This window comes from Bacillus sp. FSL R9-9834 (assembly GCF_038006905.1).
Taxonomy (GTDB): domain Bacteria; phylum Bacillota; class Bacilli; order Bacillales; family Bacillaceae_G; genus Bacillus_A; species Bacillus_A pacificus.
The window spans coordinates 4,159,460-4,176,051 of sequence record NZ_JBBOWD010000001.1 but is presented as its reverse complement, the minus strand read 5'-3'; the positions used below and the strand labels follow the sequence as shown (position 1 = coordinate 4,176,051).

Here is a 16,592-nt window from a genome sequence, read left to right as displayed (position 1 = left end):
GATTGGTATATAAAAGGAGTGGAAAATATGGCAACAGAAAAAACATACCCTATGACGCAAGAGGGTAAGCAAAAGCTAGAGAACGAACTTGAGGATTTAAAAACGGTAAAACGTAAAGAAGTTGTAGAGCGCATTAAGATTGCACGTAGCTTCGGAGATCTTTCTGAGAACTCTGAGTATGATGCAGCGAAAGATGAGCAAGCGTTCGTAGAAGGACGTATTACACAATTAGAAAACATGATTCGTAACGCAGTTATCATCACAGATAACGGTGAAGAATCTACAGTTGTTACATTAGGTAAAACAGTAACATTTAAAGAACTACCAGATGGAGATGAAGAAGCTTACACAATCGTAGGTAGCGCAGAAGCAGATCCATTTGAAGGAAGAATTTCTAACGATTCTCCAATCGCAAAAAGCTTATTAGGTAAGCAAATTGGCGAAAAGGTAGCAATCCAAACTCCAGGTGGAGAAATGCAAGTAGAGATTATCTCTGTAAAATAATTAAAAATCACTCGTGTAAAAGCGAGTGATTTTTTTATCCCGCATTAACGGGCAGTAAGACCCCCACCTCAAAAATCAGCGAAAGCAAAGAAGTTAGGTGGGGGTCGGGCTGCTTAAAGTTTCACTTTATTTGTATAAAAAATGAAACACTCCGTCCAAACTATAGTAGACGAGGTGTTTTTTTTATGAAAATAAAACAGAGAATTACAATTGTTTTAATTTGTTTTATATGTGTCATGTTTATGTTGCTTTGTCGTTTAATTCAAATACAAATTATAGATACGGAATCATTTACGGATCGTAAGATTAACTTAATTGAAAAAAGTGTTACACAACGGACGCAATCCATTACAGTAGATGATGGACGCGGCCATTTTATAGATCGTAATGGTAAGGAGATAGGTGAGAAAAAGTATCCTGTTTTAATTGTTTTTCCATTTCTACAATTAAAAAATGACATGTTGGAGAAAATTGCGCATATCATTGGTATGTCGAGACAAGAGATTGAAAGTCAAATGAAACATAAGAAAAGTGCATTTATCCTGCAAAGAGGAAATGAACCACTTCGCTTGGGACGAGAGCAGATGGAGAAGGTGAATCAATTAAATGTATTAGGCATTGTAGCAGCTGAAGTTCGTTTGCGGCAAACTAGCGTGATGAATCATTTAATTGGCAATGTGGGTGAGAATGAACGAGAATTTCAAAAACGATACGGAGAAGTTAGAAAAATTTCAAAACAAACACCGATTGGCATTTCAGGATTGCAGCAATCATTTGATGAATTTCTTTTGACCGATGGAGAGGCAAAAGTATTGTATCAAGTGGATCGGCAAGGAGAACCGATATTTGGAAAACAAGCGAAATATACATCGCCTGGAAATCCGTTTTATCCAGTGACGATTCAAACTACTTTACATAACGAGTTACAGAAAAAAGCAGAAGAAGTAGTTGAAGCAAGTGAGATTAAGAAGGGAGGAGTAGTGCTACTTGATGTAAAGAAAAATGAAATTTTAGCAATGGTTAGCAAACCATCTGTACAGGTGAAAGATGAGAGTTTATATAAAACTACACTTGAAAATCAAATGTTAACACCACACTTTCCCGGTTCTGTTTTTAAAACAATAATTGCGGCGGCAGCGATTGATCAAAATGAAAATGTTTTTAATCGCGTATTTAATTGTAATAAAGATTTATATGGTGAAGATCACCCACAAGTTAAGATGGGGACACTTAGTTTTAAAGAGAGCTTTGCTAGAAGCTGTAACAGGACATTCTCAGAGTTAGGAAATGAGCTAATACAAAAGGATAAGATGGTGTTAGAAACTTATGTAGCGGCTTTAGGAGGCGCTGAGAAGGTTGGATGGAGAGGTTCTGTATTTCATACAACTCATTTTGAGCAAATGCCAGAGGAGAAAAGTGTTACGATTTGGGGGAGTGAAGGAAATAAGAATAGTAAAAAAGCGGTAGCGCAAACAGCAATTGGACAGAAAGATGTACGTATGTCACCTCTAGCGATTGCAAATATGATGGCGACGATTGCTAGAGGGGGAGAAAAGATGGAAGTGAAAGCTGTTGAAAAAATAATGTATAAAAATGGAACGGATTTTTATACATTTGAAGACCATACATTAGGTGGAAAACAGCTTTCATATGAAACAGTGAAAACATTACAACAGTTATTAAGGAGCGTTGTAACAACGGAAAAAGGCACAGGATCAGCATTCAAGTCGTTACCACTAAGTGTCGCTGGAAAATCTGGGACAGCACAAACAGGAAAAGGAACGAAAGAGAATCGATGGTTTGCAGGTTATTTTCCATATGAAAATCCAAGGTATGCTTTAGTTGTCGTGGATATAGAAACGAATAGCGATGTAAATAAAGTTACACCTATTTTCAAATCTATCGTAGAATCAATCTATCGATTAGAGAATGAAAAGTAATCTTGCAATTTATAGTAAAATGTTTTCATTTCATGAAAATATTATTGTAAATGTTCAACCTTTCTAGATTTAATGTTACAATAGCAAGTATGAAAAACTGCATGGAGGTTTGAAGAATGGCAGGAGGATCTAGATTCCAACAGAAACAACAAAAACGTCGTCAAAACGGTGTTTTAAATATTGCAATCGCTATTGTACTAGTAGCAGTAGCTATTGTAGCATATCAATTGTTTGTTCCTGACACGAAAGAGCAAGCGTCTTCTAGCGATAAAAAGGTAGCTCAGCAAACAACGAAAGAGAATAAGTCTGAGAAAGCTAAAGGCAAAGAAGAGACGAAGAAGAATGAACAAGAGAAAACAGAGGCTAAGAAGAAAGAAGAAGAAGAGAAGCTAAAGGCTGAAGAAGAACAGAAAAAAGCTGAAGAAGAAGCGAAAGCTAACGAGAAAGTACCAGCTGAAAAAACACAGCCAAAGGCAACTGACGCTTATACGAAACCTTCTTGGAAGCCAGTAGGCACAGAGCAAGGTGCAACACCTGCGATGACGTTTAAAAAAGGTACAGCAGATTGGAATGAGATGAATCAAGCGATTTCAGCTGCAATTGACGTTCCAGTAGAGCAATTAATTATTCATCGAATCGGAAATAACGGTAAGAATAAAGCTTACGGTAACGTACAAGATAAACAAACAGGTAAAAGATATTATGTAAATATTGATTGGGTAGACAATGAAGGCTGGAAACCAGTACTTGTTCAAACTCTAAACTAAAAAAGAGAAGCTCCTTAGGAGCTTCTCTTTTTTAGTTAGCGTAATTTCTTTAATTTAAAATGAACAACCGCGCTATAATATGGTCTTTTACTTTCAGGATCCATAACCATTTGATGCGAGATGTGATGAACTTCAAGCATAAGTGCTTTATTATTATCGATTTGTTCACTGATTTTTCGTTCTAAAGAAGCTAAGTCTCCCGCTTCAAAAAATTCTACTTTATCTTCTAACATTTCAAAGGTAAATGACATGAAGACGGCCCCTCTCCTATGTAATCAACTATAGTGTAACAAAGAAAAGAAGGAAATACCATGTACATTTCAATTGACATTTTTAGAAAGAGGGAATATCATACTGATAAAACCGATAAGAAAAAGGGGAATTTTTATGGGTACAGAATTTAATGGTTTATTTGATGAGTGGGCTCATACGTACGACTCATTTGTACAAGGCGAAGATATACAATATAAAGAAGTTTTCGCCCATTATGAGGACATTCTAGAGGATGTAGTTAACAAGTCATTTGGTAACGTATTAGAATTTGGTGTCGGTACAGGTAATTTAACAAATAAATTATTACTTGCTGGCCGCACAGTTTACGGTATAGAACCGTCACGTGAAATGCGCATGATTGCAAAAGAGAAATTGCCAAAAGAGTTTTCCATTACAGAAGGTGATTTTCTTTCGTTTGAAGTCCCGAATTCCATTGATACCATAGTAAGCACCTATGCATTTCATCATTTAACAGATGATGAAAAAAATGTAGCGATTGCGAAGTATAGTCAATTGCTAAACAAAGGTGGTAAAATAGTGTTTGCTGATACGATATTTGCAGATCAAGATGCATATGATAAAACTGTTGAAGCAGCAAAACAAAGAGGTTTTCATGAGTTAGCAAATGATTTGCAAACAGAATACTATACACGTATTCCAATTATGCAGACTATTTTTGAAAACAATGGCTTCCATGTAACGTTTACGAGATTAAATCATTTCGTTTGGGTAATGGAGGCAACTAAGCAATAGAAAGAGGGATTAGATTGAGAATTGCTGTAATTGGAGCAATGGAAGAAGAAGTACGTATTTTACGTGATAAATTAGAACAAGCAGAAACAGAAACGGTTGCGGGTTGTGAATTTACGAAAGGACAATTAGCAGGACATGAAGTAATCTTGTTAAAGTCTGGTATTGGTAAAGTAAATGCAGCGATGTCAACGACAATTTTATTAGAAAGATATAAGCCTGAAAAAGTCATTAATACTGGTTCAGCTGGTGGATTCCATCATTCTCTAAATGTTGGGGATGTCGTTATTTCAACAGAAGTTCGTCACCATGATGTAGATGTAACAGCATTTAACTATGAGTATGGGCAAGTACCAGGAATGCCGCCTGGATTTAAAGCTGATGAAGCATTAGTTGCATTAGCTGAAAAATGTATGCAGGCAGAAGAAAATATTCAAGTTGTAAAAGGTATGATTGCAACAGGTGATTCATTTATGAGTGATCCGAACCGAGTTGCAGCAATTCGTGATAAATTTGAAAACCTTTATGCAGTAGAAATGGAAGCAGCAGCTGTTGCACAAGTATGCCACCAATATGAAGTTCCGTTTGTTATCATTCGTGCACTTTCTGATATTGCTGGTAAAGAATCAAATGTTTCATTTGATCAATTTTTAGATCAAGCAGCTCTTCATTCTACAAACTTTATCGTAAAAGTACTAGAAGAGTTAAAGTAATGTAACAAAAAGGCAACTGTCTCATATAAAGAAAATACATACAGTTGCCTTTTCTTTATTGGCAAATAAGGGGGAGAACACGATGAATGTATATCGTGGAGTTCATGAGTTAATTGGTCATACACCAATTGTGGAAATTACTCGTTTTTCACTTCCAGAAGGGGTCCGTTTATTTGCAAAGCTGGAATTTTATAACCCAGGCGGAAGCGTTAAGGACCGATTAGGAAGAGAATTAATCGAAGATGCGCTAGAAAAAGGGCTTGTTACAGAGGGCGGAACAATTATTGAACCGACAGCTGGAAATACTGGTATTGGACTGGCACTCGCAGCGTTACAACATGATTTACACGTTATCGTTTGTGTACCAGAGAAATTTAGCATTGAAAAACAAGAATTAATGAAAGCACTAGGCGCAACGGTTGTGCATACGCCGACTGAGCAAGGAATGACCGGTGCAATTGCAAAAGCAAAAGAGTTAGTAAATGAAATACCGAATTCATACTCTCCAAGTCAGTTCGCAAATGAGGCGAATCCTCGTGCATATTTTAAAACATTAGGACCTGAACTGTGGGACGCATTGAATGGAGAGATTAACATATTTGTTGCTGGAGCAGGAACTGGCGGTACGTTTATGGGGACTGCATCTTACTTGAAAGAAAAAAATATAGATATTAAAACAGTTATCGTAGAGCCAGAAGGATCTATTTTAAATGGTGGTAAGGCTGGTTCACATGAGACCGAAGGAATTGGACTGGAATTTATCCCGCCATTTTTGAAGACATCTTATTTTGATGAAATTCATACGATTTCTGATCGAAATGCATTTTTACGAGTGAAAGAATTAGCGCAAAAAGAAGGACTTCTTGTTGGGAGCTCTTCAGGAGCAGCATTTCATGCAAGTTTACTTGAAGCAGAGAAAGCGGCGCCAGGTACAAATATTGTAACGATTTTTCCTGATAGTAGTGAGCGCTATTTAAGTAAAGACATATACAAAGGATGGGAATAAAAAATGAGAGCAAAGACAAAGTTAATTCATGGTATTCGCATAGGAGAACCTTCAACTGGATCTGTAAATGTACCGATTTATCAAACGAGTACGTACAAACAAGAAGCAGTTGGTAAGCATCAAGGATATGAATATTCACGTACAGGAAACCCAACACGTGCAGCTTTAGAAGAAATGATTGCGGTATTAGAAAACGGCCATGCTGGTTTCGCATTTGGTTCAGGAATGGCGGCTATTACAGCTACGATTATGTTGTTCTCAAAAGGTGACCACGTTATTTTAACAGATGATGTGTATGGCGGAACGTACCGCGTGATTACGAAAGTATTAAACCGCTTCGGTATTGAGCATACATTTGTAGATACAACAAACTTAGAGGAAGTTGAAGAAGCGATTCGTCCAAATACGAAAGCGATTTATGTAGAAACACCAACGAATCCGTTACTAAAAATTACTGATATTAAAAAAATATCTACTCTTGCTAAAGAGAAAGATTTATTAACAATTATTGATAACACATTCATGACGCCATATTGGCAGTCGCCGATTTCTTTAGGAGCAGACATTGTACTTCATAGTGCAACGAAATATTTAGGAGGTCATAGTGATGTAGTTGCAGGTCTAGTAGTTGTAAATAGCCCGCAATTAGCAGAAGACCTTCACTTTGTACAAAACTCAACAGGCGGCATTCTTGGCCCGCAAGATAGTTTCTTACTACTTCGTGGTTTAAAAACATTAGGAATTCGAATGGAAGAGCATGAAACGAATTCACGTGCAATTGCTGAGTTTTTAAATAACCACCCAAAAGTAAATAAAGTATATTACCCAGGCCTTGAGTCACATCAAAACCATGAACTGGCAACAGAACAAGCAAATGGATTTGGTGCTATTATCTCATTTGATGTAGATAGCGAAGAAACATTAAATAAAGTGCTTGAGAAATTACAATACTTTACGCTGGCTGAAAGTTTAGGAGCAGTAGAAAGTTTAATTTCTATCCCCTCTCAAATGACGCATGCATCAATCCCAGCAGATCGTCGCAAAGAATTAGGAATTACAGATACATTAATTCGAATTTCTGTCGGTATTGAAGACGGAGAAGATTTAATTGAAGATTTAGCACAAGCGTTAGCGTAGTAAAGATGCACTGCTAGTATAGGCAGTGCATTTTTACTACATTATTTTGTGAAATATTTCACAAAATAGACATACACAAATAAAATGATTTCATGTATATTGAATTCATGAAGTGTTACTCACGAACAAACTTGTGAAATGTTTCACAAACAATGAAGTTCATGTAGGAAAGCAATTCTATTTTTTTACGCTAATCGGGACTAATTATGACCTATAGGGCCTTATTTAGTCCAAGATAGCAGAATAGGAGGAATTTACATGGTAGTCAAAGAGAAAATTGTAAATGAAATGCAGGAAGTAAAAGAGATGATTGATACGTTAGTGAATAACGGTCGAAAGGCTTTACAAGCATTAGAAAGTTTTACACAAGAGCAAATTGACAACATTGTTCATGAAATGGCATTAGCAGGTGTTGATCAACATATGCCACTTGCGAAGTTGGCTGTTGAAGAAACAGGTCGTGGTGTATACGAAGATAAATGTATTAAAAATATTTTTGCTACTGAATATATTTGGCATAGCATAAAGAAAGATAAAACAGTAGGGATTATTCACGAAGATCCTCATGAAGAAATAATAGAAATTGCGGAGCCTGTCGGTGTAGTAGCTGGGGTAACACCAGTAACGAATCCAACATCGACAACAATGTTTAAAGCATTAATTGCGATAAAAACGAGAAATCCAATTATTTTCGCATTTCATCCTTCCGCACAAAACTGTTCTATTGCAGCTGCGAAAACAGTATACGATGCAGCGGTGAAGGCGGGGGCACCAAAATATTGTATTCAGTGGATTGAAAAGCCTTCTGTCGAAGCAACGAAACAATTAATGAACCATGAAGGTGTTGCGCTTGTTTTGGCAACTGGAGGGGCTGGTATGGTGAAATCAGCTTATTCTACTGGAAAACCAGCGCTAGGTGTAGGTCCTGGTAATGTACCATGTTATATAGAGAAATCAGCGCATATAAAACGAGCGGTTAATGATTTGATTTTATCTAAAACATTTGATAATGGTATGATTTGCGCATCAGAACAAGCAATTATTGTAGACAAGGAAATTTATGATGATGTGAAAACAGAAATGATTGCAAATGATTGTTATTTTGTAACCGAGGAAGAGAGAAGTAAATTAGAAAAGCTTGTTATTAATGAAAATACATGTGCAGTAAATAGTGATATTGTAGGGAAATCCGCACAGTATATTGCCAAATTAGTTGGAATTACTGTACCTAAAAATACAAAAATGCTTGTAGCTGAAATACAAGGCATCGGAGCCGCATATCCACTATCTCGTGAGAAGTTAAGTCCAGTATTAGCTTGTGTAAAAGCAAATTCATTAGAAGAAGGATTTACATATTGTGAAGAAATGTTAAACCTCGGTGGTTTAGGACATTCAGCAGTTATCCATTCTGTAAATAAAGAAGTGCAAAAGCAATTTGGATTACGTATGAAAGCTTGCCGCCTTATTGTAAATGCCCCTTCATCACAAGGTGGAATCGGTGACATATATAATGGATTTATTCCATCACTTACGCTTGGCTGCGGTTCCTACGGGAAAAACTCGATTTCTCAAAACGTAACAGCGACGCATTTATTAAATATAAAAAGGTTGGCAAATAGAAAAAAGAATATGCAATGGTTCAAATTACCACCAAAAATTTATTTTGAAAAACATGCGACAGCATATTTAGCAAATATGCCTAACATTTCACGTGCATTTATTGTAACGGATCCAGGAATGGTTGAGCACGGATATGTAGATACGGTCACGCATTATTTACGTAAACATGTAAATGATGTGAAAGTTGAAGTTTTCTTTGAGGTTGAGCCGGATCCATCAGATGAAACTGTGTTTAAAGGTGCAGAAATGATGAGAAGTTTTCAGCCAGATGTAATTATCGCACTTGGTGGTGGTTCAGCGATGGATGCCGCGAAAGGGATGTGGCTTTTCTATGAGCATCCAGAAACAACATTCTATGGAATTAAACAGAAGTTTTTAGATATAAGAAAACGAACATGTAAATATCCGGAATTAGGAAGTAAGGCGCAGTTTGTTGCCATTCCAACAACATCTGGAACAGGATCAGAAGTGACACCATTTGCGGTTATTACAGATAAGAAAAATAATATAAAGTATCCACTCGCGGATTATGAATTAACGCCAGATGTAGCAATTGTTGATCCACAATTTGTAATGACAGTACCACCACATGTAACAGCAGACACTGGCATGGACGTATTAACGCATGCAATCGAGGCGTATGTGTCTGTTTTAGCGAATGACTATACAGATGGATTAGCATTAAAGGCCATTGATCTCGTATTTAAATATTTACCAAGAGCATTTAAAGATGGAAATGATGAAGAAGCACGAGAAAAAATGCACAATGCTTCTGCAATCGCAGGAATGGCATTTGCAAATGCCTTTCTAGGTATTAATCACAGCTTAGCACATAAAATTGGACCAGAATTTCATATTCCACATGGGCGTGCGAATGCAATTCTTATGCCGCACGTAGTTCGCTATAATGCTATTAAGCCAAGAAAACACGCATTGTTCCCAAAATATGAGCACTTTGTAGCCGATGAACGCTATGCACATATTGCGAGAATGCTCGGGCTTCCAGCAAGTTCGACTGCAGAAGGTGTGGAATCACTTGTCAAAGCAATTATTGAGCTCGGAAAAAGTTTAAATATAAATATGAGTATTGCAGGACAAGGAGTTGCTAAAGACCAATTTGAAGAGGTTGTTGGATTATTGGCAGAAAGAGCTTTTGAAGATCAATGTACAACAGCTAACCCAAAATTACCTCTCATTTCAGAGCTGAAAGAAATTTATATGAAAGCATATAAAGGTGAGTAATGATTATGAAAGAGTCGCCATAAAGCGGCTCTTTTTCTTTTGGAAAACATCTCCCAGAATGGCTGTATTTACTTGTCTTTCAGTTTAATAGAATATGATACAGTGAGATGGAGGAGTGAGAATATAATGAAGGAATTACAAGAAAAGATAGAAGATTATACTCGGTTCGGACAAATTCTTCTCGCTGTCAGTACATTGTTAATGGTTGGCTTATTGATTCCGACTGGAGCAAAAGAAACGATACAATTTTTTGTTATGATGGGGAGCATCGTTATATTTTTAAGTTTATCTTTCTTTTTCTTTCAGCGTGTGAAAGTGATGCGAGACAAGTTAGAGGGAAACGAATGCGAATAATATTGATAAATAGTGCGTTACAAAAAGAAGGAATCTTTTTTGTAACGCTTTTTGTTTTTTTCTAGAAAATGTATGCGTTTTATATTGACAATGATAATCCTTATCAATTAAAGTAGAATAGTAGTTAATGATTATCATTATCAATTAGAGGTGGAAGAATGAAAAAATCTATTACGCTATTTACAGCGATTTTATCTGTTTTTTTCTTATTAATAGGTTGCAGTGCAAAAGGAGACGAAAAAGCAGCGGCAACAAAAACAGAAAAAGGAAAAGAGAAAATAGAAGTTACCGACCTGTCAGGAAGAAAGGTAACATTCGATAAAGTGCCAGAGAGTTTTGCAACATTAAGTATGGGAGACATGAATATTATTCATGCTTTAGGCGGAAAAATAGTGGGTCGTCCGGATGCAAAAATAACTCTTCCAGAGGATATAAAGAAAGTACAAGTAATCGGGAATGCACATCAGCCGAATTTTGAGCAAATTGCTAGCTTAAAGCCCGATGTACTTATTGCTAATAATGGGTTCCAAAAGAATGTTCCAACGGTTGAAGGGCAAGGAACGAAAGTAATGATTTCTTCTGCGAATTCTGTACAAGATATTCAAAAGAATATTGAACTATACGGAACGATAATGAAGAAAGAAGATAAAGCGAAAGAACTTAACCAAAAAATTACGAATCAAATGAAGACATATGAGAAAAAGAGTGATGTGAAAGCATTGCTAGTGTATGGAGCACCTGGTACTTATTTAGCAGCATTACCAACCTCTTTATCAGGTGATATTTTAGAAAAAACAGGTGGGAAAAATATTGCAGCTGATTTTCCAGAAATGAAGGAATATCCGCAATATGCACAGCTAAGTGTAGAACGCATTATTGAAGCGAATCCTGATGTAATTTATTTAATTACACATGGAGATCCAAATAGCGTTAAAAAAGCATTTGAAGGCGAAATGATGAAAAATGAAGCGTGGAAAAATTTAGATGCAGTAAAACAAAATCGCGTAGTTATTTTGCCACCAGACTTATTTGGATCAAATCCTGGAACAAAAGTTACAGAAGCGATGGACTTTATGTATAAAAGTATACAAGATGTAAGGAAATGATAAGTATGGAAAGTAGTGAAGTAGTAAGGGAAAAGGAACATCCTTTTGCGAAAAAAAGAGGGGGAATAGCAGTTACTTTAGTTGTATTAACGGTTTTATGTCTTTTTTACGGTCTTTTCGCAGGAAGCCTATCCTTTTCTTTACGAGATATTGTAACAGGGATACAAGATGAGGGTTCGACAGTTCATCGAATTGTATGGGACCTTCGTATACCGAGAGTGCTCGTTGGATTTATAGTAGGAACATGTTTAGCTGCATCTGGTGCACTGCTGCAAGGAGTGATGAGAAATCCTCTTGCAGACCCTGGTATTATCGGGGTGTCATCTGGAGCAGGCCTTGTCGCAATTGTAATTATGATTTTATTCCCTCAGCATATGGCGTTTTTACCACTTGGTGCGTTTTTAGGAGCTTTCATAACGGCGATGATCATTTATGCTTTATCATGGCAAAAAGGGGCACCACCTTCAAGAATTGTCTTAGTAGGTGTGTCAATTAATGCATTAATAGGTGCAGCGACGTCAGCATTAATGTTATTACATAGTGACAAAGTACAATCCGTGTTACCGTGGTTAGCGGGTGGTATTGGCGGTGTAAGTTGGGCACATTTAAACATGATTATTTATTATGCAATATTCGCTATTATATTGGCCTTCTTCGGTATCAAGCATATTCGAGTATTAATGCTTGGAGATGAAATGGCGAAATTATTAGGTCATAACGTGGAGAGAAGCCGTTTTTATTTAATAGTAGTAAGCACATTATTAGCTGGAATAGCAGTTAGTGTTTCTGGTCTTATTGGATTTGTCGGCCTTGTTGTACCACATATGTTACGTTTATTAGTTGGAAATGACTATAAATATTTACTGCCATTATCATGCCTTGGTGGAGGGATATTACTTGTTTTCGCGGATGCGATAGCTCGAAGTTGGTTTGATCCAATTGAATTGCCTGTCGGTATTTTATTATCCTTCTTAGGCGGTCCGTTCTTCTTATATTTAATTCATAGAGGGGGGAAACAGCGTGATTTCCGTTAATAAAGTGTTTTACGCACATCCTGAAAGATTTCAAATGCAAAATATGAATGTACATATTAAAGCTGGAGAGGTCGTTAGTTTAATTGGACCGAATGGATCTGGGAAATCTACTTTGCTTCGTTTAATAGCAAGACTACTTAAACAAAGCGAAGGGGATATCGTTTTAGATGGAAAAAGTATTCATACGATGAAAAGTGCCGATGTAGCGAAGCAATTAGCGATGTTACCACAAATGCATGATCATCAATTAGATTTAACAGTGAAAGAATTAATTGAATTTGGAAGAGGCCCTCATAAATCATGGAGAGATCGCTTAAATAAAGAAGATGAAGAAATTGTTGATTGGGCATTGTCTGTTACAAATCTTGAAGGGTATGAATATCGTCTTTTACAATCTTTATCAGGAGGGGAAAGACAACGTGCTTGGATTGCAATGACGCTAGCACAACGTACGAACGTCTTATTATTAGATGAGCCAACAACTTTTTTAGATATCGTTCATCAGTTGGAAGTAATGGAACTTGTGAAACGATTAAACGAGGAATTTGGCATGACAATTATAATGGTTTTACATGATATTAACCAAGCGGCTCAATATAGTGATCGTTTACTCGTATTAAAGCGAGGGAAGCTTCAGTATGACGGTATACCAGAAGAAGTGTTATGTCATGAAATGTTTCAACATGTATTTGGCATAGATGTAGATATTTTTCAAGGAAGCGACAAGCCATTTTTTACACCGAAGCGAATTTCTAAAAAAGGAGGAGCAAGATGCGAACAGAAGAACGTATTACCACTGAGTTAGTAAGGGAATTTGTTATGGCAGCTCACGGAGATTTAGAAAAAGTACAAGAACTGTTGGCTGAATCGCCAAGTTTACTTCATGCCTCTTACAATTGGGGCGGATCAGATTGGGAAAGTGCGTTAGGAGCAGCGGCACATGTAGGGCGTAAAGATATTGCTCTTTATTTATTAGAAAAGGGTGCTCGAATGGATATTTTCGCGGCCGCTATGCTTGGAGAATTAGAAGTTGTACAAGCTATTTTAGTAGCACAACCAGAAGCATTACGTGCATCTGGCCCTCATGGTATTTCTCTTCTTCAACATGCAAGAATGGGCGGAGAAAAAGCACAGCGTGTATTTGACTACTTAATGGTGCTTTCTTAATGATCGCCAAAGTTCTTATGTGCGGTAAACTTTTCACTTTCATATAATTGGAAAGTTTACCGCCCGTTAGAACGGGATAAGTATCTAGTATATTTGAAAAGCCTACCCCCCCCTCAATTGTAGTTTTCTTTATGCTAGTTATGATATGGATGCAGTAGACAATATTTGTCTACTGCCTTTTTTAAAACGTTTATAGATTGAATATTCTGTATTTTGCCTTTAGTTCCTTTATAATAGATAGTAACATTAAGTATATATCCAAAACATGATCGTGTAGGTAAGTACAAATTCGTGGGAAGGAGTGCAGAAATGTTTCATACAGATCGTTTACAAATTCGTAAATATACAATGGATGATTTACAGTTCTACGCTTCATTATGGGGAAATGAGAAGGTAATGCGCTATATTGGAAATGGGACGTTAAAAACATATATGCAGTGTAAAAAAAGTTTGGAAGAGTGGGTGATTCCTAGCTATAAAAACGGTCTCGGTTTATTTGTATTGATTGAAAAGGAAACGGGAATACGAATTGGTCATGCAGGATTAGTAAAGCAGCAAATAGATGGAAAAGAGGAAATTGAAATTGGTTATTGGTTATTACCTCGGTATTGGGGAAAAGGGTATGCGAAAGAAGCAGCGGCAGCATTTCGAGATTATGGCTTCCAAGCGTTACGAATGAATAAATTAATTTCTCTTATTAATCCGGATCACCCCGCCTCAATCTTTGTTGCTAGAAAAACGGGGCTTAGTTATGAGAAAACAACTTCATTTCATGGGATGGATGTTCTCGTTTATTCCATTAGGCGCATTGGATGAAAAAAGGTTAATTGCATCTTTTGAAGAATGGTATATAAAAATAAAGGGGGGATTACATGTACATTTATCATAATGGACTTATTATTCGTGAGGGAACGAATGGTGTACCTGCATATGCAATTAAAACTTTATTCGAAGATGCCGGTTGGAGCAATGATAATATCCCTTCTTGGCAAATTGAAAAATTCACGATAGCATTTGAAAATTCAACATGGGCATTCACAATTTGGGATGAAGAAGAGATGATTGCGATGGTTAGGGTCATTTCTGATGGAATCATGGTCGCCAACATAGTAAATTTAGTTGTGAAATGTGAATATAGAGGGAAGGGATTAGGTAAGAAACTTGTTGCTCTTTGTTTGCAAAAATTGCCACATGGTGACTGGTTTGCGCATACTTCTGCGAGTAATTTTGATTTTTATAGAAGTTGTGGTTTTGAGGTGAGAGAATTATCGAGAAATGGAACATGTGCGTACTATGGATACCAAGCTGCAAAAAGAGATGGGCATCGGTAAAGGAGCGAAAAGTAAGGAAATAGTACAGCTATAAGTATTTTTCGTTCTTTTTATAATAGAAAATGAATTGAGACTCATTTTATGATAAAATGAAAGAAAATTCTGTTTATTATTAGGGGGATAAAAATGAGTATAAAAGTTGGGGATGTATTTAAATATGAAAGAAGATTTACTGAGGAAGAGGTTTTTGAATTTGCAAATATTACAGGGGATAAAGGCAGGCATCATATGGAATATGATGAAAATGGACGTTTAATGGTTCATGGTTTATTGACTGCTAGTATTGGAACGAAAGTAGGCGAAGAATTACATTACATAGCAAGAGAATTAGTAAGTGAGTTTATTAGACCAGTTTTTACAGGAGATACGATCACTTGTGAATTAACTTTAACAAATATTGAACAAATGGAAGGATACAAAAAGGTTTCAATCGAGTCAGTTTATCGCAATCAACACGAAAAGACTGTACTAGTTGGGACAAGCTATGGAGTTATAAGAGGATAAAAAGAAGCCTGATTTACAGGCTTCTTTTTGTTTAATAAACACGTTTTCGATTTTCTGCATGACTAGAGATGAGTAATAATGCAGTTTCTTCTCCTATATTACGAACGATATGAGGAACACATGCATTCCAGGAGAAAGAATCTCCTTCTTCTACAATTGCAACATCTTCTCCATGTTGAACTTCTAGTTTTCCACGTAATACAAGGTGACATTCTTCCCCTTCATGGGCATTTGGTGTGTTTTCTTTCGGAAACCCAGCAGGAATTTCTACGAGATTTAGGCGAAGGCCACCTTGCTCTGCAACATGCTCAATTCTTTGTTCATCTTTTCCGTATACACTATATTTACGTTCTACCTTTTTGACAACTTTCAATCGATCTTTTTGTTCTAACAATAAATAGGGAAGAGGAACGTTTAAAAAATTGGAGATCGTTTCTAAAGTTGAGATAGATGGTGATGTTTTATTATTTTCAACCTGACTCATAAACCCTTTAGAAAGACCTGTTCCTTCACAAATTTGCGCGATTGTTATGCCTCTACGCTGACGAATTTCACGTATTGCAGAACCAATATTCATAAAATCAAGCTCCTTTTTATAAACAACTATTTGTATCATAGCAAAAAAAATATATATTTTCCCAGTGAAAATGAATTGACGAATAAAAAAAATTAGTGTATGTTTTGTAATGTAAATAAAAGTTTTGTATAAGAAAACTATAAAGGAGAGAAAGAAATGAATCAACATATTGGTAACTTAATTATTCGTATCGTGTTAGGGGTAACGTTCTTTATGCACGGTTTAACAAAATTCCAATCAGGGATTGACAATATTGCAGGGTGGTTCACAAGCATTGGTTTACCAGGAGGACTTGCATACGGTGTAGCAACAGTTGAATTAGTTGGCGGTCTATTATTAATTCTAGGTTTAGGTGTAAGATATATTGGATTATTATTTGCACTAGTTATGGTTGGAGCAATTGTAAAAGTAAAATGGTCAGCTGGTTTATTAGGAGATGGAAAAAATCCTGGCTTCGAATTAGAGCTTGCATTGTTAGCAATGGGTGCTTACTTATTTGTTGCGAAAGTGGATGGTTTTGTAGATAATTTCTTAAAAGAGAAAATGTCAAAGAAGAACTAATTTAAA

Annotated in this window: 19 protein-coding genes; 17 read left to right on the top strand and 2 right to left on the bottom strand. The window is 36.4% G+C overall.

Annotated elements, in window-relative coordinates; translation table 11 throughout:
* Positions 1-27: 27 nt before the first annotated feature.
* The 3 genes from greA (at position 28) to MKY00_RS21795 (ending at position 3,211) form a co-directional block, all read left to right on the top strand.
* On the top strand, positions 28-504 hold the full coding sequence (gene greA / locus MKY00_RS21805; protein ID WP_000179963.1) for a transcription elongation factor GreA: 477 nt from the start codon (positions 28-30) through the stop codon (positions 502-504).
* Positions 505-689: 185 nt separating this feature from the next.
* Complete coding sequence (locus MKY00_RS21800; protein ID WP_016718517.1) at positions 690-2,444, top strand: peptidoglycan D,D-transpeptidase FtsI family protein; 1,755 nt, start codon at positions 690-692, stop codon at positions 2,442-2,444.
* 116 nt (positions 2,445-2,560) lie between these two features.
* The gene (locus tag MKY00_RS21795) at positions 2,561-3,211 is read left to right on the top strand and encodes a YrrS family protein (RefSeq protein WP_000897107.1); all 651 of its coding nucleotides are present in this window, start codon (positions 2,561-2,563) and stop codon (positions 3,209-3,211) included.
* A 35-nt stretch (positions 3,212-3,246) separates the two neighbouring features.
* Here the strand turns inward: MKY00_RS21795 and MKY00_RS21790 are convergent, their stop codons facing one another.
* Entirely contained in the window at positions 3,247-3,462 is a 216-nt protein-coding gene (locus MKY00_RS21790; protein WP_000010984.1) for a YrzA family protein, read from the bottom strand.
* A 136-nt stretch (positions 3,463-3,598) separates the two neighbouring features.
* Between MKY00_RS21790 and MKY00_RS21785 the strand changes: the two genes are divergently transcribed.
* The 13 genes from MKY00_RS21785 (at position 3,599) to MKY00_RS21725 (ending at position 15,448) form a co-directional block, all read left to right on the top strand.
* The gene (locus tag MKY00_RS21785; protein ID WP_000536318.1) at positions 3,599-4,237 is read left to right on the top strand and encodes a class I SAM-dependent methyltransferase; all 639 of its coding nucleotides are present in this window, start codon (positions 3,599-3,601) and stop codon (positions 4,235-4,237) included.
* A 14-nt stretch (positions 4,238-4,251) separates the two neighbouring features.
* Positions 4,252-4,947: a 5'-methylthioadenosine/S-adenosylhomocysteine nucleosidase gene (gene mtnN, locus MKY00_RS21780; RefSeq protein ID WP_001217039.1), complete on the top strand. Its 696-nt coding sequence runs from the start codon at positions 4,252-4,254 to the stop codon at positions 4,945-4,947.
* An 82-nt stretch (positions 4,948-5,029) separates the two neighbouring features.
* On the top strand, positions 5,030-5,953 hold the full coding sequence (locus MKY00_RS21775) for an O-acetylserine dependent cystathionine beta-synthase (protein ID WP_001103854.1): 924 nt from the start codon (positions 5,030-5,032) through the stop codon (positions 5,951-5,953).
* A 3-nt stretch (positions 5,954-5,956) separates the two neighbouring features.
* Positions 5,957-7,090: a bifunctional cystathionine gamma-lyase/homocysteine desulfhydrase gene (locus tag MKY00_RS21770; RefSeq protein WP_001201908.1), complete on the top strand. Its 1,134-nt coding sequence runs from the start codon at positions 5,957-5,959 to the stop codon at positions 7,088-7,090.
* Positions 7,091-7,348: 258 nt separating this feature from the next.
* Positions 7,349-9,952 carry a bifunctional acetaldehyde-CoA/alcohol dehydrogenase gene (gene adhE, locus MKY00_RS21765; protein WP_000260443.1) on the top strand — a complete coding sequence of 868 codons (2,604 nt, stop codon included), beginning with the start codon at positions 7,349-7,351 and terminating at the stop codon, positions 9,950-9,952.
* Positions 9,953-10,078: 126 nt separating this feature from the next.
* Positions 10,079-10,306, top strand: a complete 228-nt coding sequence (locus MKY00_RS21760; RefSeq protein ID WP_000661450.1) for a YrhC family protein — start codon at positions 10,079-10,081, stop codon at positions 10,304-10,306.
* 158 nt (positions 10,307-10,464) lie between these two features.
* A complete protein-coding gene (locus tag MKY00_RS21755) occupies positions 10,465-11,412 on the top strand; it encodes a helical backbone metal receptor (protein ID WP_000748489.1) in 948 nt (315 codons plus the stop codon).
* 5 nt (positions 11,413-11,417) lie between these two features.
* A complete protein-coding gene (locus MKY00_RS21750; protein WP_016718516.1) occupies positions 11,418-12,446 on the top strand; it encodes a FecCD family ABC transporter permease in 1,029 nt (342 codons plus the stop codon).
* A complete protein-coding gene (locus MKY00_RS21745; protein WP_016718515.1) occupies positions 12,433-13,251 on the top strand; it encodes an ABC transporter ATP-binding protein in 819 nt (272 codons plus the stop codon). The genes MKY00_RS21750 and MKY00_RS21745 overlap by 14 nt, the downstream gene beginning before the upstream one ends.
* A complete protein-coding gene (locus tag MKY00_RS21740; RefSeq protein ID WP_001258459.1) occupies positions 13,218-13,613 on the top strand; it encodes an ankyrin repeat domain-containing protein in 396 nt (131 codons plus the stop codon). The genes MKY00_RS21745 and MKY00_RS21740 overlap by 34 nt, the downstream gene beginning before the upstream one ends.
* 309 nt (positions 13,614-13,922) lie before the next feature.
* Entirely contained in the window at positions 13,923-14,429 is a 507-nt protein-coding gene (locus MKY00_RS21735) for a GNAT family N-acetyltransferase (protein WP_000469130.1), read from the top strand.
* Positions 14,430-14,485: 56 nt separating this feature from the next.
* Positions 14,486-14,944 (top strand): GNAT family N-acetyltransferase, encoded by a 459-nt coding sequence (locus MKY00_RS21730; protein WP_000276115.1) that lies wholly within the window; start codon positions 14,486-14,488, stop codon positions 14,942-14,944.
* A gap of 126 nt (positions 14,945-15,070) precedes the next feature.
* Positions 15,071-15,448 (top strand): MaoC/PaaZ C-terminal domain-containing protein, encoded by a 378-nt coding sequence (locus tag MKY00_RS21725; RefSeq protein ID WP_000025009.1) that lies wholly within the window; start codon positions 15,071-15,073, stop codon positions 15,446-15,448.
* A gap of 31 nt (positions 15,449-15,479) precedes the next feature.
* Here the strand turns inward: MKY00_RS21725 and MKY00_RS21720 are convergent, their stop codons facing one another.
* On the bottom strand, positions 15,480-16,025 hold the full coding sequence (locus tag MKY00_RS21720) for a helix-turn-helix domain-containing protein (protein WP_001020702.1): 546 nt from the start codon (positions 16,023-16,025) through the stop codon (positions 15,480-15,482).
* Between the two features lie 156 nt (positions 16,026-16,181).
* Here MKY00_RS21720 and MKY00_RS21715 point away from each other — a divergent pair, with 156 nt between their 5' ends.
* Positions 16,182-16,586, top strand: a complete 405-nt coding sequence (locus tag MKY00_RS21715) for a DoxX family protein (protein ID WP_001071559.1) — start codon at positions 16,182-16,184, stop codon at positions 16,584-16,586.
* Positions 16,587-16,592: the final 6 nt, after the last annotated feature.